This is a genomic window from Streptomyces spinoverrucosus (assembly GCF_015712165.1).
In the GTDB taxonomy this organism is placed as follows: domain Bacteria; phylum Actinomycetota; class Actinomycetes; order Streptomycetales; family Streptomycetaceae; genus Streptomyces; species Streptomyces spinoverrucosus_A.
Map to the genome: position 1 here is coordinate 3,816,263 of NZ_JADPZX010000001.1, position 26,843 is coordinate 3,843,105.

A 26,843-nucleotide genomic window follows, 5' to 3' on the forward strand; every position below is an offset into this window, starting at 1 on the left:
ACGGCCTCGCCCTCGAACGCCGGACGGGCCGAGGGACAGGGACCGGCGCCGAGACGCCCGGGGAGTACGCGCGCGTGCACGGTCTCAAGGCGCCGACGCCCGGCTGAACGGACGCCGCCCAGGGGCATTTCCTCGTTCGCGTACCGCGATGCGGGCCAGCTTCGTCAGCATCATGCCGTTGCGGACCTTGACGACGTAGTCCACGGGCAGTCCGTGCATCCGGATGCCGGGGCCCCTCAAGGCGTGCCAGTCGAGGGTGAAGAGGGTGTTCTCGCCCCAGGGAAGCAGAGTCATGGCGATGCGGGCCGCGCCGAAGGGGGCTGCCTGCGCCTCCAGTTCGAGGCGGTGTTCGGGTTCGCAGATGCGGACGACGCAGGTGTCGTCGAGGGTGAGCGGGCCGGCGCCGACCCGGACCTTGAGGCGGGCACCCACTTCCGGCCAGTGCGGGTCCGCGGCGAGGACCCGCTGGGTTCCTGTCACCCACTCCCCGTAGCGACGGCCGTCGGAGAGCAGGCTCCAGACCTCGGGGGGCGAGGTGAGGATCAGACGGCGGTTCCGGGCCACGCCGACCACGCTCCTTCCGGAGGACGCGGGACATGTCCTCAAGGGTGAGCGTGTCGCGGCAGGGACGCACCTCGGCCCGACCACCGAGGGGTACTAGATGAGCCCGTGCTCCTCCAGGTAGTCCAGCTGGGCCCGTACCGACAGCTCCGCCGCCGGCCACAGGGAGCGGTCCACGTCGGCGTACACATGGGCGACGATCTGGGACGGCGTCCGGTAGCCGTCCTCGACCGCTGTCTCGACCTGGGCGAGGCGGTGGGCGCGGTGGGCGAGGTAGTACTCCACGGCGCCCTGGGCGTCCTCCAGAACGGGCCCGTGGCCCGGGAGGACGGTGTGGACGCCGTCGTCGACCGTGAGGGACCTCAGGCGCCGCAAGGAGTCCAGATAGTCGCCCAGACGGCCGTCGGGGTGCGCCACGACCGTCGTACCGCGTCCCAGCACGGTGTCGCCCGTCAGCACCGCCCGGTCGGCCGGGAGATGGAAGCTGAGCGAGTCCGCGGTGTGGCCGGGCGTCGGTACGACCCTCAGCTCCAGGCCGCCGACCCGGACCACGTCCCCGGCGGCCAGCCCTTCGTCGCCCAGCCGCAGCGCCGGGTCCAGCGCCCGCACCTTGGTGCCGGTCAGCTCCGCGAAGCGGGCGGCGCCGGCGGCGTGGTCCGGGTGGCCGTGGGTGAGCAGCGTCAGGGCGACGCGCTTGCCGGCCTGCTCGGCGGTGTCGACGACGTTGCCGAGATGCCCCTCGTCCAGCGGGCCCGGGTCGACCACGACGGCCACCGGGGAGTCGGGCTCGGACAGGATCCAGGTGTTCGTGCCGTCCAGCGTCATCGCGGAGGGGTTGGGCGCGAGGACGTTGACCGCGCGCGGGGTGGCGGGTCCGGTGAGGACCCCGCCCCGGGGCTGGCCGGGCAGGGCGCTTGCGTCCGTCATGCGGGGGCTCCACCGGTCGGGATGTGCTTGGTGAACTCGTCGTGGCCCGGCCAGGAGAGCACGATCTCCTCGCCCTCCAGACGGGCCTGTGCCAGGACGGGCGTCAGGTCGCGGCCCGGGGCCGCCGCGAGCGCCGCCGCGGCCGTCTCGTACGCCGTCAGCTGCCGCAGCGTCGCGATCGTGGGCGGCATCATCAGCAGCTCGCCCTTGTCGTACGAGGCCGCCGCCTCCGCCGGCCGGATCCACACCGTGCGGTCCGCCTCCGTGGAGGCGTTGCGGGTGCGCTGGCCCTCGGGGAGCGCGGCGACGAAGAACCAGGTGTCGTAGCGGCGGGCCTCGAACTCGGGGGTGATCCAGCGCGTCCAGGCGCCCAGCAGGTCGGAGCGCAGCAGCAGACCGCGGCGGTCCAGGAACTCCGCGAAGGACAGGTCGCGCGCGACCAGGGCGGCGCGGTCGGCCTCCCAGTCCGGCCCGGTCGTGTCGCCGACGACCGAGTCGGGGGCCGGGCCTGCCAGGAGGACGCCCGCCTCCTCGTACGTCTCCCGTACGGCCGCGCAGACGATCGCCTGGGCGGCCGTGACGTCGACGCCGAGCCGGTCCGCCCACCACGCGCGCGTGGGGCCCGCCCAGCCGACGTGACGGTCGTCGTCGCGCGGGTCGACGCCGCCGCCCGGGTACGCGTAGGCGCCCGCCGCGAAGGCCATGGAGGCGCGGCGGCGCAGCATGTGGACGGCGGGGCCGGTGCCGGTGTCCTTGAGCAGCATGACCGTGGCCGCGCGCTTGGGGGTCACCGGCGTGAGCGAGCCCGCCGCCAGCGCGCGGATCCGGTCCGGCCACTCCGGTGGGTACCACTGACCGTTCGCCATGGGCGCGAGGCTATCCCGTGGTGAGCGGATGTTCGAGAGGCAGTGATCACCTCGGCCGCCGACGTGCCCTACGGCTGGGTGAGCTCCACCTGGATCTCGACCTCCACCGGCGCGTCCAGCGGCAGCACCGCCACGCCCACCGCGCTGCGCGCGTGCACGCCCTTGTCGCCGAGGACCTCGCCGAGCAGCTCGCTCGCGCCGTTGACGACGCCGGGCTGGCCGGTGAAGTCCGCGGCCGAGGCGACGAAGCCGACGACCTTCACCACGCGCGCGATGCGGTCCAGGTCGCCGACGACGGACTTGACGGCCGCCAGCGCGTTCAGGGCGCAGATGCGGGCGAGGTCCTTGGCCTCCTCCGCGGTGACCTCCCCGCCGACCTTGCCGGTGACCGGAAGCTTGCCCTCCACCATCGGGAGCTGGCCGGCGGTGTAGACGTAGGGCCCGCTCTGCACGGCCGGTTGGTAGGCGGCCAGCGGCGGGACGACCTCGGGCAGCGTCAGGCCCAGCTCGGCGAGCTTCGCCTCGACCGCGCTCACGCCTGCTTCTCGCGCTTCAGGTAGGCCACCAGCTGCTCGGGGTTGTTCGGCCCGGGCACGACCTGGACGAGCTCCCAGCCGTCCTCGCCCCAGGTGTCCAGAATCTGCTTCGTGGCGTGGACGAGCAGCGGCACGGTTGCGTATTCCCACTTGGTCATGGGCCGACTGTATCCGCTGGCGGGGGCGGTCATCGCGGCCGACCGGAGTGACAGTTGTCCACAGGGCGCCGAGCCGACCGGGGGTCGGGTTATCCACAGGGGGCCGATTGGTTCCCGCGCGAACTGGTTACGCTCGAAGACGTGAGCAGGCTCCAGGTCGTCAGCGGCAAGGGCGGGACCGGTAAGACGACGGTCGCCGCGGCCCTCGCGTTGGCTCTCGCCACGGAAGGGAAGCGGACGCTTCTCGTCGAGGTCGAGGGCCGCCAGGGCATCGCACAGCTCTTCGAAACGGAGGCGCTGCCCTATGAGGAACGGAAGATCGCCGTCGCCCCCGGCGGCGGAGAGGTGTTCGCCCTCGCCATCGATCCCGAACTGGCCCTCTTGGACTACCTCCAGATGTTCTACAAGCTGGGGAGCGCCGGACGGGCCCTGAAGAAGCTCGGCGCGATCGACTTCGCCACCACCATCGCGCCCGGCCTGCGGGACGTACTGCTGACCGGCAAGGCGTGCGAGGCGGTCCGGCGCAAGGACAGGTCCGGGCGGTTCGTGTACGACTACGTCATCATGGACGCCCCGCCCACGGGCCGGATCACGCGCTTTCTGAACGTCAACGACGAGGTCGCCGGGCTCGCGAAGATCGGCCCGATACACAATCAGGCGCAGGCCGTGATGCGGGTGCTGAAGTCCCGGGAGACGGCCGTCCACCTGGTGGCCCTCCTGGAGGAGATGCCCGTCCAGGAGACCGCGGACGGCATCGCCGAGCTGCGGTCGGCGAAGCTGCCGGTCGGTCGGGTGATCGTGAACATGGTGCGGCCCGAGGTGCTGGACGCGGCCGATCTGGAACTCGTACGGACCGTGCCGCGCACCGACCTCGCCCGGTCGCTGTCGGCCGCCGGGCTCGGCGGGGCGCGGCGCGGGCAGAACGCCGAGAAGCTGGTGGACCCGCTGCTGGCGCAGGCCGAGGAGTACGCCGAGCGGTATCTGCTGGAGCACGAACAGCGGGCCGTCCTCGCCGAGCTGGGCCTGCCGCTGCACGAACTGCCGCTGCTCGCCGAGGGCATGGACCTGGCGGGCCTGTACGAACTGGCCACCGAGCTGCGGAAGCAGGGCATCTCATGAGTCCGGACCCCACGCAGGCACACCACCGCCTCTCTCCCGCGCGCGTGCTCGACGTCGACCCGCTGCTGGACGACCCGAAGACCCGCATCGTGGTGTGCTGCGGCTCGGGCGGGGTCGGCAAGACCACCACGGCCGCGGCGCTGGGGCTCAGGGCCGCCGAGCGCGGCCGCAAGGTCGTCGTGCTCACCATCGACCCGGCGCGCCGTCTGGCGCAGTCCATGGGCATCGACTCGCTGGACAACACCCCGCGCCGGGTGAAGGGCGTCGAGGGCGACGGCGAACTGCACGCCATGATGCTCGACATGAAGCGCACCTTCGACGAGATCGTCGAGGCGCACGCGGATCCGCAGCGGGCGGCCGCGATCCTGTCGAACCCCTTCTACCAGTCGCTCTCGGCGGGCTTCGCGGGTACGCAGGAGTACATGGCGATGGAGAAGCTGGGCCAGCTGCGGGCCCGGGACGAGTGGGACCTGATCGTCGTCGACACGCCGCCCTCACGCTCCGCGCTGGACTTCCTGGACGCGCCCAAGCGGCTCGGGTCGTTCCTGGACGGGCGGCTGATCCGGCTGCTGACGGCCCCGGCGAAGCTGGGCGGCCGGGCGGGGATGAAGTTCCTGAACGTCGGGATGTCGATGATGACGGGCACGCTCGGCAAGCTGCTCGGCGGTCAGCTGCTGAAGGACGTCCAGACGTTCGTGGCCGCGATGGACACCACGTTCGGCGGGTTCCGCACGCGCGCGGACGCCACGTACAAGCTGCTCCAGGCGCCCGGGACGGCGTTCCTGGTGGTGGCGGCCCCGGAGCGGGACGCGCTGCGCGAGGCCGCGTACTTCGTGGAGCGGCTGGCCGCCGAGGACATGCCGCTGGCCGGGCTGGTGCTCAACCGTGTCCACGGCAGCGGCGCCGACCGGCTGTCGGCCGAGCGGGCGCTCGCCGCCGCGGAAAATCTTGAGGAGCCCCGCATTGTGGATCAGGGGGGCGGGAAAGCTGGACTTCGTAACTCTCCCGACACGTACGGCGATTCAGATTCACCCGCTTCCGAGGCACCGGCTCCCGACGAAACGCCGACTCCTGACGAGGGCTCCCCCACCGCCACGGACGTCAACGGCACGCCGACCCCCACGGCACCGGAGCAGGACCCGGAGGACACCTCGCAGCGCACCACCGACCAGCTCACCGCGGGCCTGCTGAGGCTGCACGCGGAACGTATGCGACTGCTCTTCCGCGAGCAGCGCACGCGAGACCGCTTCACCGCACTGCACCCCGAGGTGGCAGTGGTGGAAGTGGGCGCGCTGCCCGGCGATGTGCACGACCTCGCGGGGCTGCGGGACATCGGGGACCGGCTCGCGGCCCACCGGCCGGAGCTGTCCGTCGACGACGCGTGAAGGAGGGCTGAAGGGCACCTGAGGGCGGGCCCCCTGAGGGGACGCCCGCAGCCTTCAGCTCACCGCCGCGAAGTTCTCGTACACCTCGTCGTCGTCGAGGGGCACCAGGCCGGCGCCCCGCTCGTACTCCGTCCGCGCGGTCTCCAGCAGCCGGCGCCAGGAGGTGACGGTCGGGCGCCTGCGCAGCAGTGCGCGGCGCTCCCGCTCGGTCATTCCTCCCCACACGCCGAACTCGACGCGGTTGTCCAGCGCATCGGCCAGGCATTCCGTGCGTACCGGACATCCGGTGCACACCGCCTTGGCCCTGTTCTGCGCTGCTCCCTGAACGAACAGTTCATCCGGATCGGTAGTGCGGCAGGCCGCCTGCGCACTCCAGTCGGTTACCCAGCCCATACCGGCGCCGTCCTCTCCCGAATCGAGGCTCCCCCACGGCGGCAGCGGCATATTCACCGCCGCCAGTTGAGGACGTTACGGAAGGTGGGCACAGTGCAACACCCCCAGCGGGCCCAATCTTGAATGGCCCGAACGGACTATGCGTAAGCGGCAGATCACCCGGGGGAGTGAGCCCGCGACATGCGCGACATTCCCGGCGATGCGGGACGTTTCAGTTGCGCCACAACGGACGCCCGGTGACACACAAGGCGGATTCGGACACGTACCCAACACGCCTCGGCAAAAAAGGCCGAGGGGATCCGGAACGATTCGGGGTCGCCGGACGTATTGATACGTGGCCCTACTGCTGTGACAGTTGAGAGCAGCTTAGGCCAAGGCATATACGCGTGTCCGGCGAATGAGAACGTAGGCTGCCCTCATGCCAAAGAAGCGCTCGGGCGGTGGTCTGTCGCCAACGCAGCAGGCCGCCAAGTTCCTCGGTGTCAGTGTGCTCGCGGGAGCCGTCATGGCCGGCATCGCGCTGCCCGCCGCCGGCGCGCTGGGCCTCGCGGCGAAGGGCTCGGTGGAGAGCTTCGACGAGCTCCCCGCCAACATGAAGACCCCGCCACTCAGTCAGCGGACCACCATCCTCGACTCCCGCGGCGACCACATCGCGACGGTCTACTCCCGCGACCGCACGGTGGTCGACCTCAAGGACATCTCGCCGTACATGCAGAAGGCGATCGTCGCGATCGAGGACTCGCGCTTCTACCAGCACGGCGCGGTCGACCTCAAGGGTGTCCTGCGCGCCCTGAACCGCAACGCGCAGAGCGGCGGCGTCGCCGAGGGCGCGTCCACGCTCACCCAGCAGTACGTGAAGAACGTCTTCGTGGAGGAAGCCGGCGACGACCCGACGAAGGTCGCGCAGGCCACCCAGCAGACCCTCGGCCGCAAGATCCGCGAACTGAAGTACGCGATCCAGGTCGAGGAGGAGCTCGGCAAGAAGAAGATCCTCGAGAACTACCTGAACATCACCTTCTTCGGCCAGCAGGCGTACGGCGTCGAGGCCGCCTCCCAGCGCTACTTCTCCAAGTCGGCCAAGGACCTCAGCCTCCCGGAGGCGGCGCTCCTCGCGGGCATCGTCCAGTCGCCCAGCCGCTACGACCCGGTCAACGACGAGGCGGAGGCCACCAAGCGGCGCAACACCGTCCTGCAGCGCATGGCCGACGTCGGTGACATCTCCCAGGCGGACGCCGACAAGGCCATGCGGGAGCCGCTGGAGCTGAAGGTCAGCCGGCCGCAGAACGGATGCATCACCGCCGTCAAGGGCGCCAGTTTCTTCTGCAAGTACGTCGAGAAGGTCTTCCTCAACGACCCGGTCTTCGGCGAGACCAAGGAGGAGCGGGCGAAGATCTGGAACCAGGGCGGCCTGACCATCCAGACCACCCTCGACCCGCAGGCCCAGGAGTCGGTCCAGGACTCGCTCAAGGATCACGTCTACAAGGACGACCAGGTCGCCGCGGCGACCACCCTGGTCGAGCCCGGCACCGGCAAGATCCTCGGCATGGGCCAGTCGAAACCGTACGGCTACGGCAAGAACGAGACCGAGTACAACTACTCGGTCGACTCCGCCTGGGGCGGCTCCAACTACGGCTTCCCGACGGGTTCGACGTTCAAGCCGTTCGTCGCGGCGGCCGCGCTGGAGGAGGGGCGGCCGGCCACGCAGGAGTACTCGTCGCCGTACGAGATGGACTACCCGAGCCCGGTCCAGACGTGCTCCGGCAAGCCGTGGGTGAACGGCGGCCCGAAGAAGGCGACCGTCGAGAACGAGGACGAGTCGGAGGTCGGGCCGTACCGGCTGGAGGAGGCGATGGCGAAGTCGGTCAACACCTACTTCGTCCAGATGATCTCGGACATCGGCCTCTGCCCGGTCATGAAGATGACCGACAAGCTGCACGTCGTGCAGGGCAACGGCGACAAGCTCCCCGAGGTGCCCGCCATCTCGCTCGGTTCCAAGGGCATCTCCCCGCTGACCATGGCGACCGCGTACGCCGCCTTCGCCTCGCGCGGTATGTACTGCACGCCGATCGCCATCGAGTCGATCAAGCAGAAGATCGGCAACGAGGAGAAGTCGCTGCAGGTGCCGAAGTCGACCTGCTCGCGGGCCATGTCCGAGCGGACGGCCGACACCATCAACACCCTGCTGCGCGGTGTGGTCGACTCCGGTACGGGCCAGGAGGCGGGCCTCTCCGACCGCGACAGCGCCGGCAAGACGGGTACGACGGACGAGCGCAAGAACGCCTGGTTCGTGGGCTACACGCCCAACCTGGCCGGCGCGGTCTGGGTCGGCAGCGCCACCCAGCAGGTCCAGATGGAGAACATCACCATCGGTGGCGTCCCGCACGACAAGGTCTACGGCGGCCGCGTCCCCGGCCCGATCTGGCGCGACGCCATGACCGGCGCCCTCGCGGGCAAGGAGGCGGGGTCCTTCAACATCGTCGACATCCCGGACGCCGACGACCGCGACCGCCGGGACGGTGACCGTGGCGACGGCGGCGACAACGACAACGGCAACGGCGACAACGACGGCGGCCTGATCGAGGGGCTGACCAACGGGGGCACGGACGGGGGGACGTTCCCGGAGCCGTCGTTCTCCATCCCCGAGGGATGGATCCGGGGCGGCGACAACGGAGGGAACAACGGGAACGGGAATGGGGGGAACTGGCCGTGAGCGGCCAGTACTAGTCGGAACGCCGACGGGGGCGCCCTTCTTTCGGTACGCCAATGGGGGCGCCCTTTCTTGAGGAGGGGCGCCCCCGTCGTCGTACAGCCGCTGTCGCGGTGACCGCCGGCTGCGGTCTCAGCTCGCGAGGAGCTTCTTCACCGCCGCTGCGACACGGCCGCCCTCCGCCTGGCCCGCGACCTTCGGGTTCACGATCTTCATGACCGCACCCATGGCCCGCGGCCCCTCCGCGCCGGCCGCCTTCGCCTCCTCGACGGCCTGGGCGACGATCGCGTTCAGCTCCTCGTCGGACAGCTGCTTGGGCAGGTACGCGGCGAGCACCTCGCCCTCCGCCTTCTCCCGCTCGGCCGACTCGGCGCGACCACCCTGCGCGAAGGCGTCCGCGGCCTCGCGGCGCTTCTTCGCCTCACGGGTGATCACCTTCGTGACCTCCTCGTCGGAGAGCTCGCGCTTCTCCTTGCCCGCGACCTCCTCCTTGGTGATCGCGGCGAGCGTCAGCCGGAGCGTCGAGGAGCGGAGCTCGTCGCGCTCCTTGATCGCGGCGTTGAGGTCTTCCTGCAGCTTCGACTTGAGCGTGGTCATGGGGTCGATTGTCGCAGGTGTGCACGGCCGGACGCCCGTTGATTTAAGGGGCGGCCGGACGCGGGTGCGTGACACTGTCTGACACGATGGGCGTATGCGCGCGCGATACGGAGTACCCCTCGGCATCACGGCGGTCGCGGCCGCCGGTCTCCTCTACTCGGCCGGGTTCGAGGCCCGTTCCTTCCGCCTGCGACGGGTGACCGTCCCCGTCCTGCCCGCGGGCATGCGCCCGCTGCGCGTGCTGCACGTCTCCGACATCCACATGGTCGGCGGCCAACGCAAGAAGCAGCGCTGGCTGCGCTCGCTGGCCGGCCTGCGCCCCGACTTCGTCATCAACACCGGCGACAACCTCTCCGACCCGGAGGGCGTGCCGGAGGTGCTGGACGCGCTGGGCCCCCTGATGGAGTTCCCGGGCGCGTACGTCTTCGGCTCCAACGACTACTACGGCCCCAAGCTGCGCAACCCCGCCCGCTACCTGCTCGAGAAGGCCCAGGGCCGCCACGGCCTGAACGGCAACGCGCCCGCGGTCGGCGTCGTCCACAACCCGTGGGAGGACCTGCGGGACGGTTTCGACGCGGCGGGCTGGCTGAACCTCACGAACACGCGCGGGATGCTGAAGATCGACGGCGTGGCGGTCGAGATGACCGGCGTGGACGACCCGCACATCAAGCGGGACCGGTACGCGCAGGTGGCCGGCGGTCCGTCGGCGTCGGCGGACTTCTCGATGGGCGTGGTGCACGCCCCGTACCTGCGCAGCCTGGACGCCTTCACGGCCGACGGCTACCCCCTGATCCTGGCCGGCCACACCCACGGCGGCCAGCTCTGCGTCCCCTTCTACGGCGCCCTCGTCACCAACTGCGACCTGGACACGGAGCGGGTGAAGGGCCTGTCGACGCACACCTCCGAGGGCCGTACGGCGTACATGCACGTGTCGGCGGGGTGCGGGACGAACCGGTACACGCCGGTGCGGTTCGCTTGTCCGCCGGAGGCTACGTTGATGACGTTGGTGGGGCGGGAGTAGGAAGTAGGGCCTGAGGGGCTGAGGGGCGGACGGGGCTGGCTGGTCCGCTGGGGGCCACCTCCCAAGGCGGACGAGCCGTAGGGGCGGAGTCGCGGGGACTACGTCGCGGGCACGGCATCGCGGGCACGGCTAAGGACACTGGAGTAACCCACACAGTCCACCCACAATGCCCCGTTTGCCCGATCTGCTTAGCGTGAGGGCATGACCGCCCCGATACCCAGGGACATTCCGGACCTCCCCGCGATCCCGGGTGTTCCCGCGCTGCAGCCCTCCCCGGTTCCCGCCACGGCGGTGCTACCCCCCGTCCGCCGCCCCCTGACCGCCGTCTTCCGCATCCTCACCGCACTGACGGCGGCGACCGGCGTCACAATCTTCCTGCTCCTCGGCAGCCCGCTCCGCATCCTGAGCCACTTCACGATCCAGAGCAGCATCCTGCTGACTCTCGTCCTCCTGGCCGCGGCCCGCCGAGCCTGGACGGCCCGCCGCCCCCTGCCGTCGGCCGTGACGGGTGCGGCACTGCTCTACGTAGTGATCGCGGCCCTCGTCCACCACCTGCTCCTGGCGAACGCGTCGAGCCCGTTCGCGATGACGACGACGATGACCGGTGATACGCAGCCCACACTGCTGCAGTCGATCGCCAACCACGTCCTGCACACGGCGGTCCCGATCGCGGCCGTACTGGACTGGCTGCTCCTCACACCCCGCGGACGCCTCCACCTCCGCCAGGCCAGCACGTGGCTCCTGTACCCGCTGGCCTACCTGGCCTTCTCCTTCGCCCGGGGCGAGTACCTGCCCCCCGGCACGCCGGGCAGCTACCTCTACCCCTTCCTCGACGTCGACCAGCACGGCTACAAGAGCGTCCTCGGCAACGCCCTCCTCCTCGGCCTCTCCATCTACGCCCTGGCCGTCCTCCTGGTCGCCCTCGACCACGCCCGCCCGAACCCCGTCCGCCACCGCGCCAAAACCGGATTTCGTCTCCAGCCACCAGTGGGCTAAAGTAAACGACGTCGCCGCGACAGCAGCGACATCGGGGTGTAGCGCAGCTTGGCAGCGCGCTTCGTTCGGGACGAAGAGGTCGTGGGTTCAAATCCCGCCACCCCGACAGAGAAACACCAGGTGAGGCAGACCGTAACGTTACGGTCTGCCTCACCTGTTTTCTGTGCGTGTCTATCTGCGTGACTATCGCGCCGGACCCTGCTTGAAGATGCCGTCCATGATCACAGCGCCGGTCTGGATGACGGGCCGGATCTGCTTCCGGTAGACCTCCTCAGTCACGGCCGTACCGGAGTGTCCGACGAGCCGGGAGATCTCCTCCAGCGGGACGCCGCGATCGGACAGCAGGGACACGAAGCTGTGCCGCAGCTCCCTCGGTGTCCACTCGTCGGCGTTGACCCCGTTGGCATCCTTGAGCGCCTGGCGGAAGGCGCGCCGGACGTTAGTCGCGTCGAGCGGCTTGCCAACGGCCGACGAGAAGACCAGGCCGTGTTCCTCCCACTTGTCACCGGCGGCGAGCCGTTCCCAGCCCTGGTCCTCAAAGTGCTGCCAGAGGACCTCCACGCAACGCGCCGGCAGGGCGAGCGTTCGCCGAGACTTCCGGGTCTTCGTGTCCCCACCGCGCCGGACCGAGCGCCAGACCGCGATGTGCGGAGGCTGCGGCGGCTCAACGTCCGGACTTCCCTTGAGGAAGACGTGGTCCCAGGTCAGCGCCCGCAGCTCCTCCGTGCGCGCACCGGTCAGCAGGGCAACGACGATGTAGGCGTGCATCGACGTGCCCTCGGCAGCATTCAGCACCGCCTCGGCCTGGGCGAAGGTGAGCGCCTTGGACGGCCGGCCAGGCTGGCCCTGGGGCACAGAGCACAGCTCCACCACGTTGCGCTTCACCTTGTCCCGCGCCATGGCCCGCTTGACCGCCCGGTTCAGGCAGGAGTGGACCGCCTGAAGGCTGCGCGTGCTCAGAGTCTGAGCCTTGGCGGCCAGCCAGCGGTCGACGTCCTCTGCACTGAGGTCACGCAGCTTCCGGGCACCCAAACCCGGTATGACGTGCTTCTGGCTCAGGTGGGTGCAGTTCTCAACGGTGCGCTGGTCACGGCCCGCGAGACCGTAGGCAAGCCAGTCGTTCACCGCGTCGGCGACGGTGTACCCCGTGGGTGCGATCGCGAGACCGTCTTCGTGGTCACGCAGAACCTCTTTGAGCTTGTTCTTGGCCTCCGTCTTGGTCTTGCCACTCCCCCGCTTGACGATCCGCTTACCGCTCGGATCGAAGCCGAGGTTCGCCGTGGCGATCCAGCGCTGTCTCTTCTCGTCCCAGTGGAGGCCGCCGTCACCCCGGCTACGTCGCTTGGCCATCAGATGGCCTCTCCCAACTGGTCCTGAATGAAGTCGCGTACGGCGTCGGTGGGTACTCGACGCGCTCCGTCGATCTTGATGGAGGCAAGGCGGCGGGTGCGGATGAGGTCGTAGACCTTGCTGCGTCCAACCTTCAGCCGCGCCATGACTTCCGGCACGGTCAGCAGCTCTGGAGTGACGGTGGTCATGCTGCGACTCCTTCCTGGTCGAGTTGGTCGCGTACGGCTTCACGAGCTGTCTCGCGGTTGAGCTGGAGGCCGCGGGCGATGGTGGCGGCGAGCACGGATTCACCGGGGGTGTGGCCGTGGCCGGCGTACTGCCAGTCGGCGAAAACGAGGACGGTGTCCGGCTCGCGGTCGTCCAGGGCGAGGGCGGCGTGTTCCTGTGCGGCGCGGTAGTCGGCGCGGGCCTGGCGGAGGGCGCCGAGGGTGGTCGAGTAGCGGCGGGATTTAGAGGAGAAGTGACCTCGGAAGCCGAGCATGTGCGCCCAGGCCCACAGGCGGCGGTCGGGGTACAGGGGATCTAGCATCTTGCAGGCTTCGACCAGGCGGCGGGTGTGGTGGGGGACGTCGTGCCGGTCGAGTTCGGAAAGTTCGCCGATGCGGCGGTCGAGGGTTCCGGTGTTCTCGGCGGCCTTGGTGGCGTACTTGGCGACGTAGGAGGCGACGGCCTGTTCGGTGATGTCGGAGCCGTCCCCGAACGCCTTCACTGGCCGGACGTCGAGTTGGGTGCCCCAGCGGAAGGTACGGGCCGGTTGGTCCTCGGCGGCCGGGACGGAGACGGAGGTGTAAGAGTGCGCGGCGGCGGCGCGGATCGCGTCGGTGAGGAGGTCGACGGTCGCCCAGGCCGGTGGCGCGGTGTCGGGCCCATCCGGACCGTCGAGCCTGATCACAGCATGGAAGTGCAGGGCACCACGCTTCTGGAACTCGGCCACCTTGCCGTAAGACACTCGAAGGTGGTCGGGGAGCTCCCGGCGGGAAAGGCCGGCGCGGACGGCGATCTCGCGGCGCAGTCGTGTGGTGAAGCGCTGCCAGAGCTGTCCGGCATGGTTGTTGAACAGGACGGCGCCCGCGTAGTCGTACGTGGTCGGGTCGAGGGCGGTGCCCAACTCCGGGGCGTCTGGGGTGTGTCGGGTGCCGCAGCGGCAGGTGCCGTGGTCGGGGCGGTTGTGGACCGGGCCGAAGGAGGGGGCGGTGAGGGTGGCGAAGACGCGGGGGTGGTCTCGGACGGTGGTGGGGATGTCGCGGCGGTCGTCTCCGGCGAGTCCTGCGCGGATGAGGTGGTAGGTGTCTCCGGCGTAGGTCCAGGCGCAGGAGGGGCAGCGGGAGGCGCGGCGGTTGCCGCAGGCGAGGCGGAGGCGTCCGCCGGGTTCGTTGGCGGTGGTGTAGTGGTGCAGGGTTTCGCCGGTGGTTTTGTCCTTGTGGAGGGTCCAGCCGGTGAGGTGGATGGGGTTGGAGCAGCCGCCGGTGCGGCGGATCTGGTCTTCCCAGCGGTGGTAGTCAGGAGCCGAAGCCACCCTCAGCAGGTCGCCGAGGGTGGTCGGGTCGAGCAGGGTGTCAGGCACGGGCGCCCTCCCGCGTGGGGCGGGTGGTGGTGCCGGTGCCGTGGCAGGTCGGGCAGTGGGCGGTGGTGGTGCGCAGGTGGCCGCGGGCGTTGCGGCCGTCGGTGGTGATGTGGACGGAGGCGAAGCCGTCGCAGGCCGGGCAGATCCTCGGTCGGGGCGGGGTGTGGTGGGCCATGATGGTGGTTCCTTTCGATTGCGGTTGGAAGGGACGGCCCCGGGTGGCGGCGTGCTTGGCGGCTTGTGCGCCACCCGGTGGCCGGTCAGCGAGCAGTGCGCGAGCCCCGGCGGCTGCGGCCCTTGGCGGCGTACATGGCCGCATCAGCGGCGGCGAGGGCATCGGTGAGCGCGGGCACCGGCAGCTCAGCGACCGGGCAGACCCCCACTGAGGCGGCCAGCGGCAGGATCGCGCCCTCGTGGTTCGTGGGCTGGTGGAGTGCGGTGGTGAGGGCGTCGAGGTCGACGGCGTCCAGGTCGCGGATGACGGCGACGAATTCGTCTCCGCCGAGTCGGCCGGCGGTTCCGTGGCGTCCGCACCAGCTGCTCAGCCGTTGGGCGGTGGCGATGAGGGCGGCGTCTCCGGCGGCGTGGCCGTGGGTGTCGTTGAGGGTCTTGAAGTGGTCGAGGTCGACCAGGAGCACGGCCGCGCGGGGGTGGCGGCGGATGCAGTGTTCGGCGCGGGCGGTCCATCCGGCGCGGGTGTGCAGGCCGGTGAGGGGGTCGCGGCGGGCGGAGGCGAGGCGGCGGGTGAGGACGCTTCCGTGCAGGGCCCAGCCGAGTAACGGCAGGAGGGTCGCGGCTGTCTGCGGGTCCACGGTGTTCTCCCTTTGGCGATGGCGGTTGGTTTGGCGGGACGGTCAGCCCGGGGGCGGCGGCGTGCTTGGCGGCTTGTGCGTCGCCCCGGTGATCCGTTCAGCGGCGGTGCTGGGCGTTGACGAGTGAGCGGATGACCAGGGCGCAGATGGCCAGCGAGGCGGCGGTGACGGCGACCGCGAGGAGCATGGAGACCAGGACGGCGCCGACGACCAGGACGACGGCGGTGCCGCCGCCGACGAGGGCGAGCGCGGTGCCCGGGGTGAGCTGGACGACCGGGCGAGACGGAGGAGCCGGGGAGGTGGAGGCCGGCGGCGGGGTCGGGGTGCCGGGCGTGATGGTCGTCGGCTCGACGACGGCGGGCGGGGTGACCGTGCCGGTGGGCTGGGGCATGGTTGGGTGCTTGGGCCGGAACATGGGCGGGTCTCCTTACTTAACGGCGGTGTCGATGACGGGGGCCAGGAGGCTGTCGGCGAGGAGGTAGCCGCCGAGGAGGAGTACGGCGATGAGCCACCAGGGCGGGCGGATGAGCTTGACGCCGAGGACTCCGACGCAGAGCAGGGCGAACCAGAGCGGGACGTCCATCGGGTGGCCTCCTAGCTGACCTTGCAGCGGTGGGTGCGGGCGGCGAGCTGTGCGGCGGACTGGGAGGTGTAGTCGGCGGACCAGCCGCAGCGGTCGTTGGTGCACACGGCGGCGTGCTTGGTGCGGCCGTGGCGGTCGCGGTGGGTGCCGATCTGCACGGGACCGATCCGCATCACGGAGTGGAAGTGGTCGCGGGCGGGCATGTCAGTCGGTCTCCTCTCGGGTCAGGGTTGGGTCGGGGAAGGCGGCGCGGATGCCGGCGGCGGTGGCCGGGTCGGCGGTGCGGCGGGCGGCTTCCTCGGCGAGCAGGTGGGCGAGGTAGGGCCGGTCCGCAGCGACCATGTCGCGGGCGCTGTCGAGGTAGTCGGCGCTGGTCAGGTCAGCCGGGTCACGCGTCATAGCGGTGGTCCCTTCCTGGTCAGGCGAGCTGGGCGGCGATGGCGTCGGCGAGCTGGGGCGGGACGCCGAGGCGGGTGCGGAGTGTGTCGGTGTCGATGGGGTGGCCGGTGCGGTGTTCGTGGTCGGCGGCGACCTTGCGGGCGTGGTCGACCAGCGCGGCCGGGACCGGCGGAGCGGGGACCGCGGGCGGAGCCGGGGCGTGCTGGGGTTCGGGTGCGGGGAGTTCCGGGGGTTCTTCGGTGTCGTCCACGCTCACGAGGTCGTGTTCGTCCGTGAAGGTCGGCGGTTCGGGCGCCGGTTGGGTGGGTGCCGGCGCTTCCGGCTCGTGGTGGGTGGCGGTGTGGGCGAGGAGGGTGCCGCCCATGAAGGCCAGGGCGGGCCAGGCGGCGACGAGGATGCGGAGCCAGGCCGGGACGTCGTTCAGGTCGAGGAGTCCGGCGGTGGCGACGTTGGCGCCGAGCGAGGCGACCAGGGCGATGACGAACCAGGACCAGGCCAGCCGGGACGGTCCGTCGGTGCGCAGTCGGCGCCAGGCGGCGACCAGGAGCAGGTCGACGCTGACCGGGTAGGCCCAGGCTTTCCAGCCGTCCTGTCCGGCAGCGGCGGCCAGGTCATGGAGGTGGGCGAAGGACAGTGCCCCGGCGATGACGGCCTGGACGAGCACGGCGTCGATGCGGAGAGCGGGGCGGGCCATCACGTCTCCTTCCTGTCTTCAGGCATGGGGGGGGGGTAGGGAGCTGGCACGAAGGGCGGTCGCGCCGACCGAGGAGCGGGGAGGGTCAGGCAGTGGCGGGCGCTGTCTTGGACAGCGGCACCCGGGCCTTGGGCAGCGGGGCGAGGGCAGGCCGGAAGGCGGCCAGGGCGGGCACGTCGGGAGTGCGGTCGACGTGCTTGTTGCAGATGTTCACGGCCTCGCGCAGCGTGGTGTGCGGGGCGCGGATGCGGGCCCAGCCGCCGGTCGAGTCACCGGTGACAGCGACGCCGGGGGTGTCGGTGGGGATCTGGATGGCGGCCAGGACGGCGTCGGGTGACACGTCGCCGAAGGCCATGTTCGCGGACGTTTCGTCGTTGACGCGGTGGGCGGTACGGCCAGTGAGCTGGGCACGGAGCATGGTTATGCCCTTGCCGAGTTCGGAGCCGAAGCGCTGCCCGCAGATTTCGAGGTAGATGCCGGCGGCGCGGCCGAGCTGGGCGAGGCGGACCAGCGCGGTGATGATCCGGTCGCGGCGCTTCTCCTCCTCCTTGCTCGCGAAGAGGGCGAGTTCGGCGACCTCGTCGACCAGGACCACGACCGGCACCGGCCGCAGGTCCTCGCGCAGGTCCCAGATATCAGCGGCGATCTCCGCATCCGGCACGGCGACGCTGATGCGCTGCTCGGCCCGGATGAGCTGGTAGACGTCCTCCATGTGTCCGACGAGGGCTTCGAGGAGATCGAGGGCGGTGTCGGGGTTGTCGGCGAGTGCGGAGAACCGGCGGGCCAGCGGGAACAGTTCCACGCCTTGCTTGCAGTCGATGCCGACCAGGGCGACATGGTGTGGGGCGAGCCCGGCGACCAGGTTGCGCTGGTAGACGGACTTGCCGGACTCCGTGGCCCCGAGGGTCAGTGCGTGAGGGACGGCCCGGTAGTCGCGGTAGTGCACCGCACCGTCCTCCCGCAGCGCCACCGGGACGCGCATCGGCCGGGTCTCGGCAGTGGCGGGCATCTGCACCCGCTGGAGAACGTCGTAGCCGGTCATCCGTACCTCGACCACACCCGAGCGCAGTTCACGGGAGGTGACGCCGTAGACGCCGAAGGAGTGGCGGAGCCGGTCGGTGGCGGCGGCCACGTCGAAGGCGTCTTGTCCCGGTTGAAGCTTGAGGCGCAGGACCAGGCCGGTACGGGTGGGCCGTAACCGCAGGATGCGTGGCGGCCGGGACTCAGGCGCCGGCCGATTCGTCATCCGGGCCAGAGCCAGCCGCCAGCGTGAGGGCGGGACCGTCAGCCCGCACGCTTCCATGACCGAGGCGTAGCGGACCAGGACCCGCACCGTCGCGACCAGGGCCCCGAAGGTGAGCCAGTACCAGGCGGGGCGCCGCCACCGCAGGAGACCCGCAGCAGCGACGACCACAACCACAGCGACCATTAACCACGTCATGATCAGGCAGCCTTCGAGCCCGCAGCGGCCAGCGACGTGACAGCGACCGCCCGGAACGCGATGCCGTGCCGCTTCTGGCCGTTGAACTCGTTCTCCCACGGCCGGGCGATCAGACCCGTCAGCGCGACCGGGGTCCCCATGGCCAGCTCACCGGAGATACCGGTCTCCGGGACGGTCACGGACAGAATCTCGACTTCGTCGTTGGCCGCGAACATCACGTTCACGGTCATGAGCTTGGCACCGGTCTCGGCGTCGACGGCCAGCTCACCGGTCCGGCGGTCCTTCACCTTCGGCTCCGGAGTCTTGGCGACCATCACGGTCGCGGCGGAGGTGTCGACGGGAATCTGACGCACAGCGGATCACTCCTCTATAGAGGCTGGACTTCGTCACTCATGTATATGAGTGACATGAAGAAGAGTGCATCACTCCTATACATGAGTCAACCCGCCGCGACAGAGAACTCGCGACGGGCTATGAGGAGTTGAGCGGTCGTCAGTCGACTGCTGGGATCCGGTACTCGAAAACGAACTGGTCAGCGGCCATGAGGGTGTCGCAGACCTCGACGACGAGCCCGGCCGTGGTGCGGGCTTCCCGGATCAGGTGAACGACCGGGGCGCCTGGGCTGAGAGCCAGTTCGGTGGCCTCCGCCTTAGTGGCCGGCCGTGCTTGCAGCGTCTCGACGAACTCGGCGAACTCGTGCCCGTGGTCTTCGAGTCGGGCGTAGATGCCACCGCCGCCGGGGTTCTCGGCGAACAGCTCGGGGATGTCCTTGACGACGTCCCACGGGAGGTAGGAGGAGGCGGTCTCGACCGGGGTGCCGTTACGGAAGTAGAGGCGCCGCCGGGCCAGCACCTGAGTGCCGGCGGGGACGCCCAGTCGCTGAGCGGCATCCGCGGGGGCCTCCATCGGGCCGATGTAGAGGACGCTCACCTTGGCCGTGGCGCCGGACTGCGCGGACTCCGCGAGGTACGCGGCCTTACCGCCCTGGCGGAGCGAGCGCCGGAAGCGGTCGGAGGAGCGGTGCCGCACCGGCGGCCGGTCCTTCACGATCGAGCCCTTGCCGTGCCGGGTCTCGACGAGTCCGCTCGCTCGTACCTCGACCATGGCCTTGCGGATCGTGCCGCCGGACACGCCGTAGCGGTCGACCAGCTCCGATTCACTCGGCACCATGTCGCCGGGCTTGAGGACACCGGCCCGGATCTGTTGGACGATCTCGTCCGCGATCTGCACGTATCGAGGCCCCGACCTGCCCCCTTCTACCGCAGTTCCCATAGTCCTTCTCTGCCTCCTATGCTCCTGTACATGAGTCAACCACAGGAAGCCACGTCGCCGCCGCTGCACTCCGTATCCGTTGCTGGAGTGGTGGTGCGCGAAGACGGGCGTCTCCTGGCGATCCGCCGAGCCGACAACGGCACCTGGGAGCTCCCCGGCGGTGTACTCGAACTGGACGAGACCCCGGAGGCCGGCGTAGCCCGCGAAGTCTGGGAAGAGACAGGCATCCGCGTCGAGGTCGACGAGCTCACCGGCGTCTACAAGAACACCACCCGAGGCATCGTGGCCCTGGTCTTCCGGTGCAAGCCGTCCGGCGGGGTCGAGCGCACGTCCAGCGAGTCGACGGCTGTCTCGTGGCTCACGCCCGACGAGGTCAGCCAGCGCATGGCCGAGGTCTACGCGATCAGGCTCTTGGACGCCCTAGACGGTGCTGGTCCCCATGTGCGAAGCCACGACGGCAAGCACCTCATCCCAGTGGGATAAGACTTTCCCTACTTCATCAAGGCCCGCGCACGGCGCGGGAGCGCGCCGCCTGTACGGCGGGGCCGCCGCCCTGTCTTCGCCAGCGGCGGCCCCGCCCGGCGGCGCGCTGGCGGCAGCGGGCATGAAGGGGGAGACACCCTCTGTGGCTGGGGCGGTCGGCTCCACGGCTTTAGGCAGCCACTTTGGGGCGAGCCTCTAAGATCTTGGCCCCAACGTCGTGCTTTAACGGGCAGGTCCACAGACTGCCCGACTCGCCATCAGCTTACGGGGCCAAGATCACTCGCCCCAAAGCAGCTCCAGCCCAAAGCCGCTCCGCCGACCTCATAGCAAAAATGCCTGCCGCCAATTACTACATCTGAGATGCTTACTCGCCAGAAGCTAGGAGGCAGTCCATGTCTGAAGCACCGCACGCCTCAGCGAGGCTCTGGAAGTCCATGGATCACTTCCAGCCCGAAGTTTATGTGAAACACGTCGACTTCAAAGAGGGGTCACCTTACGAAGGACAGAGTGTAACCCTTGCCCCTATCACGCTGGTGGCCGGGGCTCACGGCTCAGGAAAGACCACCTTCCTATCGCTGATTGCGGAATGCTTGCGAGCTGGGGCCCGATATTACGAAGTACCGCCGATTATCCGACCCCAAGGACACGGGGAGCCATTCCTGGGAGGCCAATGCCTCCTTAAGGTGCAGCGCAGTAGCGGCGAAGTTGAAATTCACGCAGACTTGGATGTTGGTAGACGAACCTCGCAGGAAAGCGATTCCACAGAGGTAGAGTTCCTCCCGATCCTCCAAGGCTCCTATGACGTCTCATCTGATATTCAGATATTCTTTCAAGACGTTCGCCTGAAATTCCTTGAGAAAGACCTGGCCGGAGAGCCGTGGGAGCAAAAGAAGAAGGATTTGGATGCCCTTCGCGCCATCCTGGGTTTTTCGTACGATGAGGCAACCTATTACCCGCTTGACGTAGACAACTCGGGGGTCGTATTCCCGTACGTCAGAGGGAGGCGAGGGGAGGAGTGGATCGACTCGTTCCAGATGAGCTACGGGGAGCTGACTGTACATAAACTCCGATGGGAAGTTGCCAACGCCCCTGCGAATTCTGTGCTGCTCCTGGACGAGCCCGAAGCCAACATTGCCCCACGAGGACGAGGAGCACTCGTCGACGAGATTGCTCGGCTAGCTCGCGGATCAAACCGTCAAGTTATCATCGCCACACACTCAGCCGAATTCCTTGGGCGCGTTCCACTATCAGCAATTCGCATGTGTGTTCGAGTTGGTAGCTCTAGGGCGATCCTCACTCCCTCGCGGCCCGCAGATCTCCGTGATTCCATCGGAGTAGATCACCCGCTTCGTTTTTTCTTGGTGGTCGAGGATGAGACGGCTGAAGCAGCCTTGTCGCTGCTTCTCACAGCACGCCAATTCCCACTCCTCAGTGAAACTGAAATAATCAAGGCGGGCTCGTGGACGGATGTAATCGTTACACATGTCTCCATTTCGTCATCGAGTCGCGTGCGATCAGTCGCTGTAATCGATGGCGATCAAAGAACCAGGGTGCCGACCTCCAAGCGGTCCAGTAGGATACTTTTCCTGCCCGGTATCGAGCCACCCGAAAAGGTATTCATTCAGCATGCAGCGCGCCATCCAGAACAGCTGGCACGTCGGCTCAATTGCTCAATTCAATCCATCAGCGTGTACATCGCCGAAATGCTAGGAACTGATCACCATAGGTGGCTGACACTTCTAGCTAAGCGCACCGGGCACGATTGGCGTCATTGCTTGAGAGCAGCTTTTGAGATCTGGTACTCGAATCCTGAGAATGAGTCAGAGGCCAGTGCACTCGTCGAACAGATCGTAGAAGCACTACAGCAAGGGCCCAGAGAAGTGTGAGGCACCTCTACCCACGAGGCCGGGCAGAGCAAGGAGCCTGCGTGTCTAACTGCGTGACAACGAAGGCATACAGCAGCGGACAACTGCACACACTTGCGGACCATCCCAGCAGGTAGGAGGCGCAACAGCCGCAGGTCGGCAGTTCGCCCAAGTTGCTTCGGGACGAAGAGGTCGTGGGTTCAAATCCCGCCACCCCGACAGTGAAACACCAGGTCAGGCCCGGTGCTGAGCGATCAGCGCCGGGCCTGATGTGGTGTGTGGTCCCGCTGCGGGAGTTGTTGGAGGGCTGGCTTCGCGATGCAGTGCTCCCCGGCGGCTCCGGATCACGGGCGGCGGCAATCTTCCAGAGATGCCGGACGCCGCGTGGGATGGCCGGCACCCACAGTGGGCCCCGGGGGGTTGCTGACTGTCGGGCCTTCCCTGGCCGTTCGGCTGGGTCGAGCCGGACGTGGGCATGGCAGCGGGCCGGCCCGGACACCCCGGGAAGGGTGGCCGGGCGGGGCGTAGTGCGTTCAGCGGCTGTCAGCTCTCCGGATGATGAACCGCGAACACCGAGTACGCGTGGGCGTCCGGCTTGGCCAGTTCGGCGGCCTTGTCTCGGTAGATCTGGCAGTCGGGGTCCGCCATGGTCGCCTTGATGTCGGCCTTGCTGCGCCACTGGGCGAAGTAGATGAGCCGCTTGCCGTCATTGCTGGTGAGGATGTTCACCGAGAGGCATCCCGGGCGGTGGCGGATGTGTTTCTCGGCGCCCTCGCTGAGCAGTTCGGCAAGCTCCTGTTGGCGCTCGGGCTCGACCTCGAAGACGTTGATCATCGAGACACTGCCGTCGTCGGCACGGATGACTGTTTCGCTCATGGTGGTGGCTCCTCAAGAGGGGGAGGGGAAGGGAAGGGAGGAGGGCTCGGTCAGGTGATTCGGGCCAGTTCGGGGAGCTGGGTTTCCGTATGGTCCGCCGTCCTCAACTGCTTCTCCATGGACTCGGGCAGCGCCAGCTTGTACAGCGGCAGCGCGCCGGCGGTGGTGACCACCGCCACCAGCACCAGGAGGGAGAAGACGTCCTGCGTGATCATCCCCTGCGCCAGGCCGATGTTGATGAAGATGAGGATCATCAGGCCACGGGCGTTCATCAGCCCGCCCACGGCGTAGGACTCACGCCAGGAGAATCCCGAAGCCTTCATCCCCAGGGCGCAGCCGAAGTACTTTCCGGCGAAACCGGCTGCCAGGATCAGCAGGAAGGGAAGCACCATGCCCCATCCCGCGAGTCCGTTCAACTGGGTGTTCAGGCCGGAGAAGGCGAAGAAGACGGGCAGGAGCAGCACGCACACGAAATCCATCATGCGGCTGTGCAGCGCCTCGCGGAAAGCGGCGTTTCGCGGCATGGCGAGGCCGGCGATGAATCCGCCGAACACCGAGTAGATGCCGATGTAGTCGGTGAAGTAACCGCATAGCACGACGATACCGACCACCAGGTACATCTGGTCGAAACCGAGGCTCCCGGAGCGTTCCACCAAAGCACCCAGCGGGCGCAGCAACTTGGCCACGACCAGCAACATGACAAGAGCGAATATGACCGCGAGCCCGATGGTGCGGACCGCGTGCAGTGGGCCTTGGTCGGCGTGCATCGCGGACAGTGCGGCGAGGAAGCACCACGCCGCCGCATCGTCGACCGAGGCACCGAGCAGCGTCATGCGCCCCAGCGTCGTATTCTGCAGCCCGCGCTCGTAGAGAATTCGGGCCAGCATGGGGAACGCGGTAATCGACAGGGCACCGCCGAGAAAGCAGGCGAATTCGACCGGGCCCACGTCGTCGCGGGACAGGCGGCCGTGGAGGACGTATCCCACCCCGGCCCCGAGCAGCAATGACGGCACCACACCCGAAATCGCCAGGACCGCCGCCTGTCTGCCCTGCTTCGCCCCGTCGGCCGACGTGTGGTCCAGTCCCGCCCCGACGAGGAACATGAAGAAGGTGAGCCCGATGGTGCTCAGCACATACAGAATCGGCTTGGTTTCCACCGGGAAAACGGATTTCTGCGCAGCGGGAAACAGTGCGCCGAAGAATGTCGGCCCGAGCAGTACACCCGCGATCATCTCTCCCAGCACGCGAGGCTGTTTCGCGAGGACCGCGAGCCGGCCGCAGATGGCTGACGCGGCGATGATGACGACGACGGCGGGCAGGACTTTCAATACCAGTTCGAGATTTTTATCGGCGGCCGCCGCCGCGTGGATGGCATGCTGCACGAATCCCCCTCACCTCGACAGATGCAGATGCGATAGCAGGTGCGACACCCGAGGATGGCCGGTCGTCACTGCGGATCGCATGGAAGTCGCTTGCGCCGTCGGATCATCCTCCTCTGGCACGTTCGGGGTGTGCGTTGCAAGTAGAAATCAAGCCATCGAGCAAGGCGACAGAGGGCTGACTGCGCCACCACCGCTCACTGCCTTTTCTTTGCTTTCGGATTACCTGCTTCGCACATGCGGCTGATAATCTCGCAATAGTCGGGAGAGGTTGACTCCCGAAAGGCTTGACCGTGCGAATCGGGGGGATTATGCAGGCCGGCAAGTTGGTCATGTGAGTCCGAGCGTTCGGACGAGTCACCGTGCGCCCGACGTCTCCACGCGCTGAGGCAGCGTCCACACCCATGCCATGACTCCCGCAGCGGGACGAACAGTGCTGTTGTCCGCTGCGCACGTCGATGGCCGTATCCGGCCCCAACTCAAGGCTGGGCCATACAGGCCCGCCTCTTGGTTCTGCCTGGAGAATCCGAGGAGAGTATGGACAACGTTCACGTAGGCCAGAGTCGAACGAGCGTGGAGCCTGCTTCAGTCGTGGCGTCACCGGTCTTGGGGTCGCAGGTCGCCCAAGTTCTCCTGATCGACGAGGAAGCCCTGTTCCGTGAGGGACTGTGCAGTCTCCTGGCCGATGCCGAGGAGATCACGGTCGTCGGCGACACCGAGGACGTGAGCGAGGCGATCGCCCTGGCCGCCGAACGCGGCCCCCATGTCATCCTCCTCGGCATCCGTGACGCCGACGGTGCGACAACAGCGGTGCGGCGCCTGCGGCAGGCTGCCCCCCAGGCAGCCGTCGTGATCCTGGGTGCCCATGCCAGCTTCGGTCTCATGCAGGAACTCCTCAGTGCGGGAGTGCGTGGGTTCCTCTCGCGCACCGCCTCCGGTCAGGAGCTGATCGCCACCGTGCGCGCCTGCCACGAGAGCAACCGGCGAGTGTTCCTCGCCGTACCCCCCGAGGCGCTACTGCTGTCCGGGATGCAAAGCCACGGTGTCCGGCTCACCGAGCGGGAGCGGGAGGTGCTCGACCTGACGGCCTGCGCTATGAGCAACGCACAGATCGCCGCTTCGCTCGGCCTGTCGGAACCGACCGTGAAGCGGCATCTGCGCAACATCTTCAGCAAGCTCGGTGCCGTCTCGCGGATCGACGCGGTCAACAAGGCACGGGCAGCGTCACTGATCTCGGGGCGGCGGCCGGCCGACTTCTTCTAGGCGGCCTTCGCAGGGCGGCCGATGTACGCGGCCACCACACCGGCCCCGGCGAGCAGGACGAGACCGGCCACCGCCAGCGCGACCCGGGTGCCATCGGTGACCGACGACGCACCGCCGATCACCGCGCCCAGGACGGCCACGCCCAGGACGGCGCCGGTCTGGCGGGCGGAGTTCAGCGCACCCGAGGCGATACCTGCCTGCTCCTTGGCCACCGACCCCACGATCGCGGTCATCAGCGGCGGAATGGAGAAGGAGACACCGAAGCCCAGGACCAGCAGGCCGATGCACATCGCGACGAGCGAGACGGTGGAGTCCGCTGTGGAGGCGGACTGGATCAGGACCCCGACGCCCATCATCAGGAACCCGGCGATGGCGGGCTTGCGGGCGCCGATCCTGGCTACGAGTCGGCCGGTGAAGATCGGGTTGAAGGCCGTCGGCAGGGTGAGCGGCAGGAAGGCCAGGCCCGCGGTGAAGGCCGAGTAGTGGTGCGCCTCCTGGAAGAAGAGCGACAGGACGAACAGGACCCCCGAGAGCCCGAAGTTGACCAGGAGTCCGGCGAACAGACCTGCGGACAGCGTCCGGTTGCGGAACATCTCCAGTGGCAGCATCGGGGCGTGCGTCGCGCTCCCCCTGCGGCGCTCGGCGCATACGAACGCCACCCCAGCCACCGCGAACACCGCGAATCCGCCGAGCACTTCGGTCGACCCCCAACCCTTGGGCTGGCTCTCGATGAGCGCGTACGTCAGGCCGGCGAGGGCGAGGACCGCGCTGATCTGCCCCGGCAGGTCGACTCCCTTGGCAGGTTTGGGGGCGCTGACCGGCGCGTACTTCATCGTCAGGGCGATGCTGACGAGCCCGACCGGGATGTTGAGCAGGAAGATGGACTGCCACCCGAGCGTGTCGGTGAGGACACCGCCGACCAGGGGGCCCGCGGCCAGCGCGGTGCCGCTGATCGCGGCCCAGCCGCCCATGGCCCGCGCACGGGCCGGCGGGTCGGTGTAGGCGTGCGCGATGATCGCCAGTGACGTGGGCAGAAGCAGGGCGCCCGCGACACCGAGCAGGGCTCGCAGGGCGATCAGCGCACCCATGGACGTGGCCACCGCAGAGAGGCCGGAGAAGACGGCGAACAGCCACAGGCCGGTCAGGAAGACCTTCCGGCCGCCGTAGCGGTCGGAAAGCGCGCCGGCGGTGAGCAGCAGGGCGGCGAAGGTGAGCGTGTACCCGTTGGATACCCACTGCAGTCCGCTGAGCGAGCCGGACAGGTCCGCACCAATGGCGGGCAGCGCCACCGTGACGACCGTGGTGTCCAGCATCACCATGAAGTAACCGAGCGACAGCCCCAGAAGGAGGAGCCCCTTCGATGCGGTGGCAGATGTGCCCGGTGGGGCCCCGGGAGACGATTGGGAGACGTTCATCGGGCTGGCTGACTGGCTGGACATGACTGTCCTCCCAAGGAGGTACGGGGGTGTTTCTGAGCAAAAGCCGCAGAGCGGCGGCATGGGACATCGCCGGGACCAGTTGTGGGCAGGGGCGACAGCTGAAATCCTTGCAGCGCGAACCCGGTTGCAGAAGCGGGCACTTCCGATGACGACCATC

At 68.7% G+C, this 26,843-nt stretch carries 31 protein-coding genes and 1 tRNA gene; 9 read left to right on the forward strand and 23 right to left on the reverse strand.

The genetic code is table 11. The features are described from left to right. Nucleotides 1-84 precede the first annotated feature (84 nt). From I2W78_RS17115 to I2W78_RS17135, 5 genes are all read right to left on the reverse strand, one after another. Complete coding sequence (locus I2W78_RS17115; RefSeq protein WP_196460911.1) at nt 85-564, reverse strand: SRPBCC family protein; 480 nt, start codon at nt 562-564, stop codon at nt 85-87. Between the two features lie 93 nt (nt 565-657). After that, nucleotides 658-1,488, reverse strand: coding sequence for an MBL fold metallo-hydrolase (locus I2W78_RS17120; RefSeq protein WP_196460912.1), 831 nt, complete (start codon nt 1,486-1,488; stop codon nt 658-660). Next, on the reverse strand, nt 1,485-2,354 hold the full coding sequence (locus tag I2W78_RS17125) for an NUDIX hydrolase (protein ID WP_196460914.1): 870 nt from the start codon (nt 2,352-2,354) through the stop codon (nt 1,485-1,487). Before I2W78_RS17125 ends, I2W78_RS17120 begins: the two co-directional genes overlap by 4 nt. A 68-nt stretch (nt 2,355-2,422) precedes the next feature. Next, nucleotides 2,423-2,890 carry a RidA family protein gene (locus tag I2W78_RS17130; RefSeq protein ID WP_196460916.1) on the reverse strand — a complete coding sequence of 156 codons (468 nt, stop codon included), beginning with the start codon at nt 2,888-2,890 and terminating at the stop codon, nt 2,423-2,425. Continuing rightward, nucleotides 2,887-3,048 (reverse strand): DUF4177 domain-containing protein, encoded by a 162-nt coding sequence (locus I2W78_RS17135; protein WP_003975360.1) that lies wholly within the window; start codon nt 3,046-3,048, stop codon nt 2,887-2,889. The genes I2W78_RS17130 and I2W78_RS17135 overlap by 4 nt, the downstream gene beginning before the upstream one ends. 141 nt (nt 3,049-3,189) lie before the next feature. Between I2W78_RS17135 and I2W78_RS17140 the strand changes: the two genes are divergently transcribed. Beyond that, nucleotides 3,190-4,167 (forward strand): ArsA family ATPase, encoded by a 978-nt coding sequence (locus I2W78_RS17140; protein WP_196460918.1) that lies wholly within the window; start codon nt 3,190-3,192, stop codon nt 4,165-4,167. Further along, complete coding sequence (locus tag I2W78_RS17145; protein WP_196460920.1) at nt 4,164-5,552, forward strand: ArsA family ATPase; 1,389 nt, start codon at nt 4,164-4,166, stop codon at nt 5,550-5,552. Before I2W78_RS17140 ends, I2W78_RS17145 begins: the two co-directional genes overlap by 4 nt. A 54-nt stretch (nt 5,553-5,606) precedes the next feature. On the opposite strand, the gene wblA is transcribed toward I2W78_RS17145, so the two are convergent. Continuing rightward, nucleotides 5,607-5,945, reverse strand: coding sequence for a transcriptional regulator WblA (wblA, locus tag I2W78_RS17150; RefSeq protein WP_196460922.1), 339 nt, complete (start codon nt 5,943-5,945; stop codon nt 5,607-5,609). A 418-nt stretch (nt 5,946-6,363) separates the two neighbouring features. Between wblA and I2W78_RS17155 the strand changes: the two genes are divergently transcribed. Further along, the gene (locus I2W78_RS17155) at nt 6,364-8,655 is read left to right on the forward strand and encodes a transglycosylase domain-containing protein (protein WP_196460924.1); all 2,292 of its coding nucleotides are present in this window, start codon (nt 6,364-6,366) and stop codon (nt 8,653-8,655) included. A gap of 129 nt (nt 8,656-8,784) precedes the next feature. On the opposite strand, the gene I2W78_RS17160 is transcribed toward I2W78_RS17155, so the two are convergent. Beyond that, nucleotides 8,785-9,249 (reverse strand): GatB/YqeY domain-containing protein, encoded by a 465-nt coding sequence (locus tag I2W78_RS17160; RefSeq protein ID WP_196460926.1) that lies wholly within the window; start codon nt 9,247-9,249, stop codon nt 8,785-8,787. Between the two features lie 94 nt (nt 9,250-9,343). Here I2W78_RS17160 and I2W78_RS17165 point away from each other — a divergent pair, with 94 nt between their 5' ends. From I2W78_RS17165 to I2W78_RS17175, 3 genes are all read left to right on the forward strand, one after another. Further along, the gene (locus tag I2W78_RS17165) at nt 9,344-10,270 is read left to right on the forward strand and encodes a metallophosphoesterase (protein ID WP_196460928.1); all 927 of its coding nucleotides are present in this window, start codon (nt 9,344-9,346) and stop codon (nt 10,268-10,270) included. Nucleotides 10,271-10,471: 201 nt separating this feature from the next. After that, nucleotides 10,472-11,266, forward strand: a complete 795-nt coding sequence (locus I2W78_RS17170) for a Pr6Pr family membrane protein (protein WP_196460930.1) — start codon at nt 10,472-10,474, stop codon at nt 11,264-11,266. 32 nt (nt 11,267-11,298) lie between these two features. After that, nucleotides 11,299-11,372, forward strand: a tRNA-Pro gene (locus I2W78_RS17175). Nucleotides 11,373-11,449: 77 nt separating this feature from the next. Here I2W78_RS17175 and I2W78_RS17180 read toward each other — a convergent pair. The 13 genes from I2W78_RS17180 to I2W78_RS17240 all read right to left on the reverse strand — a co-directional run bounded on the left by I2W78_RS17180 (nt 11,450) and on the right by I2W78_RS17240 (nt 19,381). Beyond that, nucleotides 11,450-12,616, reverse strand: a complete 1,167-nt coding sequence (locus I2W78_RS17180) for a site-specific integrase (RefSeq protein WP_196460932.1) — start codon at nt 12,614-12,616, stop codon at nt 11,450-11,452. After that, entirely contained in the window at nt 12,616-12,804 is a 189-nt protein-coding gene (locus I2W78_RS17185) for a helix-turn-helix domain-containing protein (RefSeq protein WP_032488464.1), read from the reverse strand. The genes I2W78_RS17180 and I2W78_RS17185 overlap by 1 nt, the downstream gene beginning before the upstream one ends. Beyond that, a complete protein-coding gene (repSA, locus tag I2W78_RS17190) occupies nt 12,801-14,180 on the reverse strand; it encodes a replication initiator protein RepSA (RefSeq protein ID WP_196460933.1) in 1,380 nt (459 codons plus the stop codon). Before repSA ends, I2W78_RS17185 begins: the two co-directional genes overlap by 4 nt. Then, the gene (locus I2W78_RS17195) at nt 14,173-14,355 is read right to left on the reverse strand and encodes a hypothetical protein (protein WP_196460935.1); all 183 of its coding nucleotides are present in this window, start codon (nt 14,353-14,355) and stop codon (nt 14,173-14,175) included. The genes repSA and I2W78_RS17195 overlap by 8 nt, the downstream gene beginning before the upstream one ends. Before the next feature lie 85 nt (nt 14,356-14,440). After that, nucleotides 14,441-14,992 (reverse strand): GGDEF domain-containing protein, encoded by a 552-nt coding sequence (locus tag I2W78_RS17200; protein ID WP_196460937.1) that lies wholly within the window; start codon nt 14,990-14,992, stop codon nt 14,441-14,443. Nucleotides 14,993-15,089: 97 nt separating this feature from the next. Next, complete coding sequence (locus I2W78_RS17205; protein WP_196460939.1) at nt 15,090-15,407, reverse strand: SpdD-like protein; 318 nt, start codon at nt 15,405-15,407, stop codon at nt 15,090-15,092. A gap of 12 nt (nt 15,408-15,419) precedes the next feature. Next, nucleotides 15,420-15,575 (reverse strand): hypothetical protein, encoded by a 156-nt coding sequence (locus I2W78_RS17210; protein WP_011030192.1) that lies wholly within the window; start codon nt 15,573-15,575, stop codon nt 15,420-15,422. An 11-nt stretch (nt 15,576-15,586) separates the two neighbouring features. After that, on the reverse strand, nt 15,587-15,778 hold the full coding sequence (locus tag I2W78_RS17215; RefSeq protein ID WP_196460941.1) for a mobile element transfer protein: 192 nt from the start codon (nt 15,776-15,778) through the stop codon (nt 15,587-15,589). Nucleotide 15,779: 1 nt separating this feature from the next. Further along, complete coding sequence (locus tag I2W78_RS17220; RefSeq protein WP_196460943.1) at nt 15,780-15,974, reverse strand: hypothetical protein; 195 nt, start codon at nt 15,972-15,974, stop codon at nt 15,780-15,782. Between the two features lie 19 nt (nt 15,975-15,993). Further along, the gene (locus tag I2W78_RS17225; RefSeq protein WP_196460945.1) at nt 15,994-16,668 is read right to left on the reverse strand and encodes a DUF2637 domain-containing protein; all 675 of its coding nucleotides are present in this window, start codon (nt 16,666-16,668) and stop codon (nt 15,994-15,996) included. An 85-nt stretch (nt 16,669-16,753) separates the two neighbouring features. Next, the gene (locus I2W78_RS17230; RefSeq protein WP_196460947.1) at nt 16,754-18,109 is read right to left on the reverse strand and encodes an FtsK/SpoIIIE domain-containing protein; all 1,356 of its coding nucleotides are present in this window, start codon (nt 18,107-18,109) and stop codon (nt 16,754-16,756) included. A 2-nt stretch (nt 18,110-18,111) separates the two neighbouring features. After that, a complete protein-coding gene (locus I2W78_RS17235) occupies nt 18,112-18,462 on the reverse strand; it encodes an SCO3933 family regulatory protein (protein WP_107476561.1) in 351 nt (116 codons plus the stop codon). A gap of 139 nt (nt 18,463-18,601) precedes the next feature. After that, nucleotides 18,602-19,381, reverse strand: a complete 780-nt coding sequence (locus I2W78_RS17240) for a GntR family transcriptional regulator (protein WP_196460949.1) — start codon at nt 19,379-19,381, stop codon at nt 18,602-18,604. 18 nt (nt 19,382-19,399) lie between these two features. Between I2W78_RS17240 and I2W78_RS17245 the strand changes: the two genes are divergently transcribed. Next, nucleotides 19,400-19,864, forward strand: coding sequence for an NUDIX hydrolase (locus I2W78_RS17245; RefSeq protein ID WP_196460951.1), 465 nt, complete (start codon nt 19,400-19,402; stop codon nt 19,862-19,864). A gap of 434 nt (nt 19,865-20,298) precedes the next feature. Beyond that, nucleotides 20,299-21,750, forward strand: coding sequence for an AAA family ATPase (locus I2W78_RS17250; protein WP_196460953.1), 1,452 nt, complete (start codon nt 20,299-20,301; stop codon nt 21,748-21,750). A gap of 522 nt (nt 21,751-22,272) precedes the next feature. Here the strand turns inward: I2W78_RS17250 and I2W78_RS17255 are convergent. Both I2W78_RS17255 and I2W78_RS17260 read right to left on the reverse strand, forming a co-directional pair. After that, nucleotides 22,273-22,605: an antibiotic biosynthesis monooxygenase family protein gene (locus tag I2W78_RS17255; RefSeq protein ID WP_196460955.1), complete on the reverse strand. Its 333-nt coding sequence runs from the start codon at nt 22,603-22,605 to the stop codon at nt 22,273-22,275. A gap of 50 nt (nt 22,606-22,655) precedes the next feature. After that, nucleotides 22,656-23,987, reverse strand: a complete 1,332-nt coding sequence (locus I2W78_RS17260) for a cation:proton antiporter (protein WP_196460957.1) — start codon at nt 23,985-23,987, stop codon at nt 22,656-22,658. Between the two features lie 588 nt (nt 23,988-24,575). Here I2W78_RS17260 and I2W78_RS17265 point away from each other — a divergent pair. After that, on the forward strand, nt 24,576-25,247 hold the full coding sequence (locus I2W78_RS17265) for a response regulator transcription factor (protein WP_196460959.1): 672 nt from the start codon (nt 24,576-24,578) through the stop codon (nt 25,245-25,247). Here I2W78_RS17265 and I2W78_RS17270 read toward each other — a convergent pair. After that, a complete protein-coding gene (locus I2W78_RS17270; protein WP_374222675.1) occupies nt 25,244-26,686 on the reverse strand; it encodes an MFS transporter in 1,443 nt (480 codons plus the stop codon). The two genes, I2W78_RS17265 and I2W78_RS17270, sit on opposite strands and share 4 nt — an antisense overlap. Nucleotides 26,687-26,843: the final 157 nt, after the last annotated feature.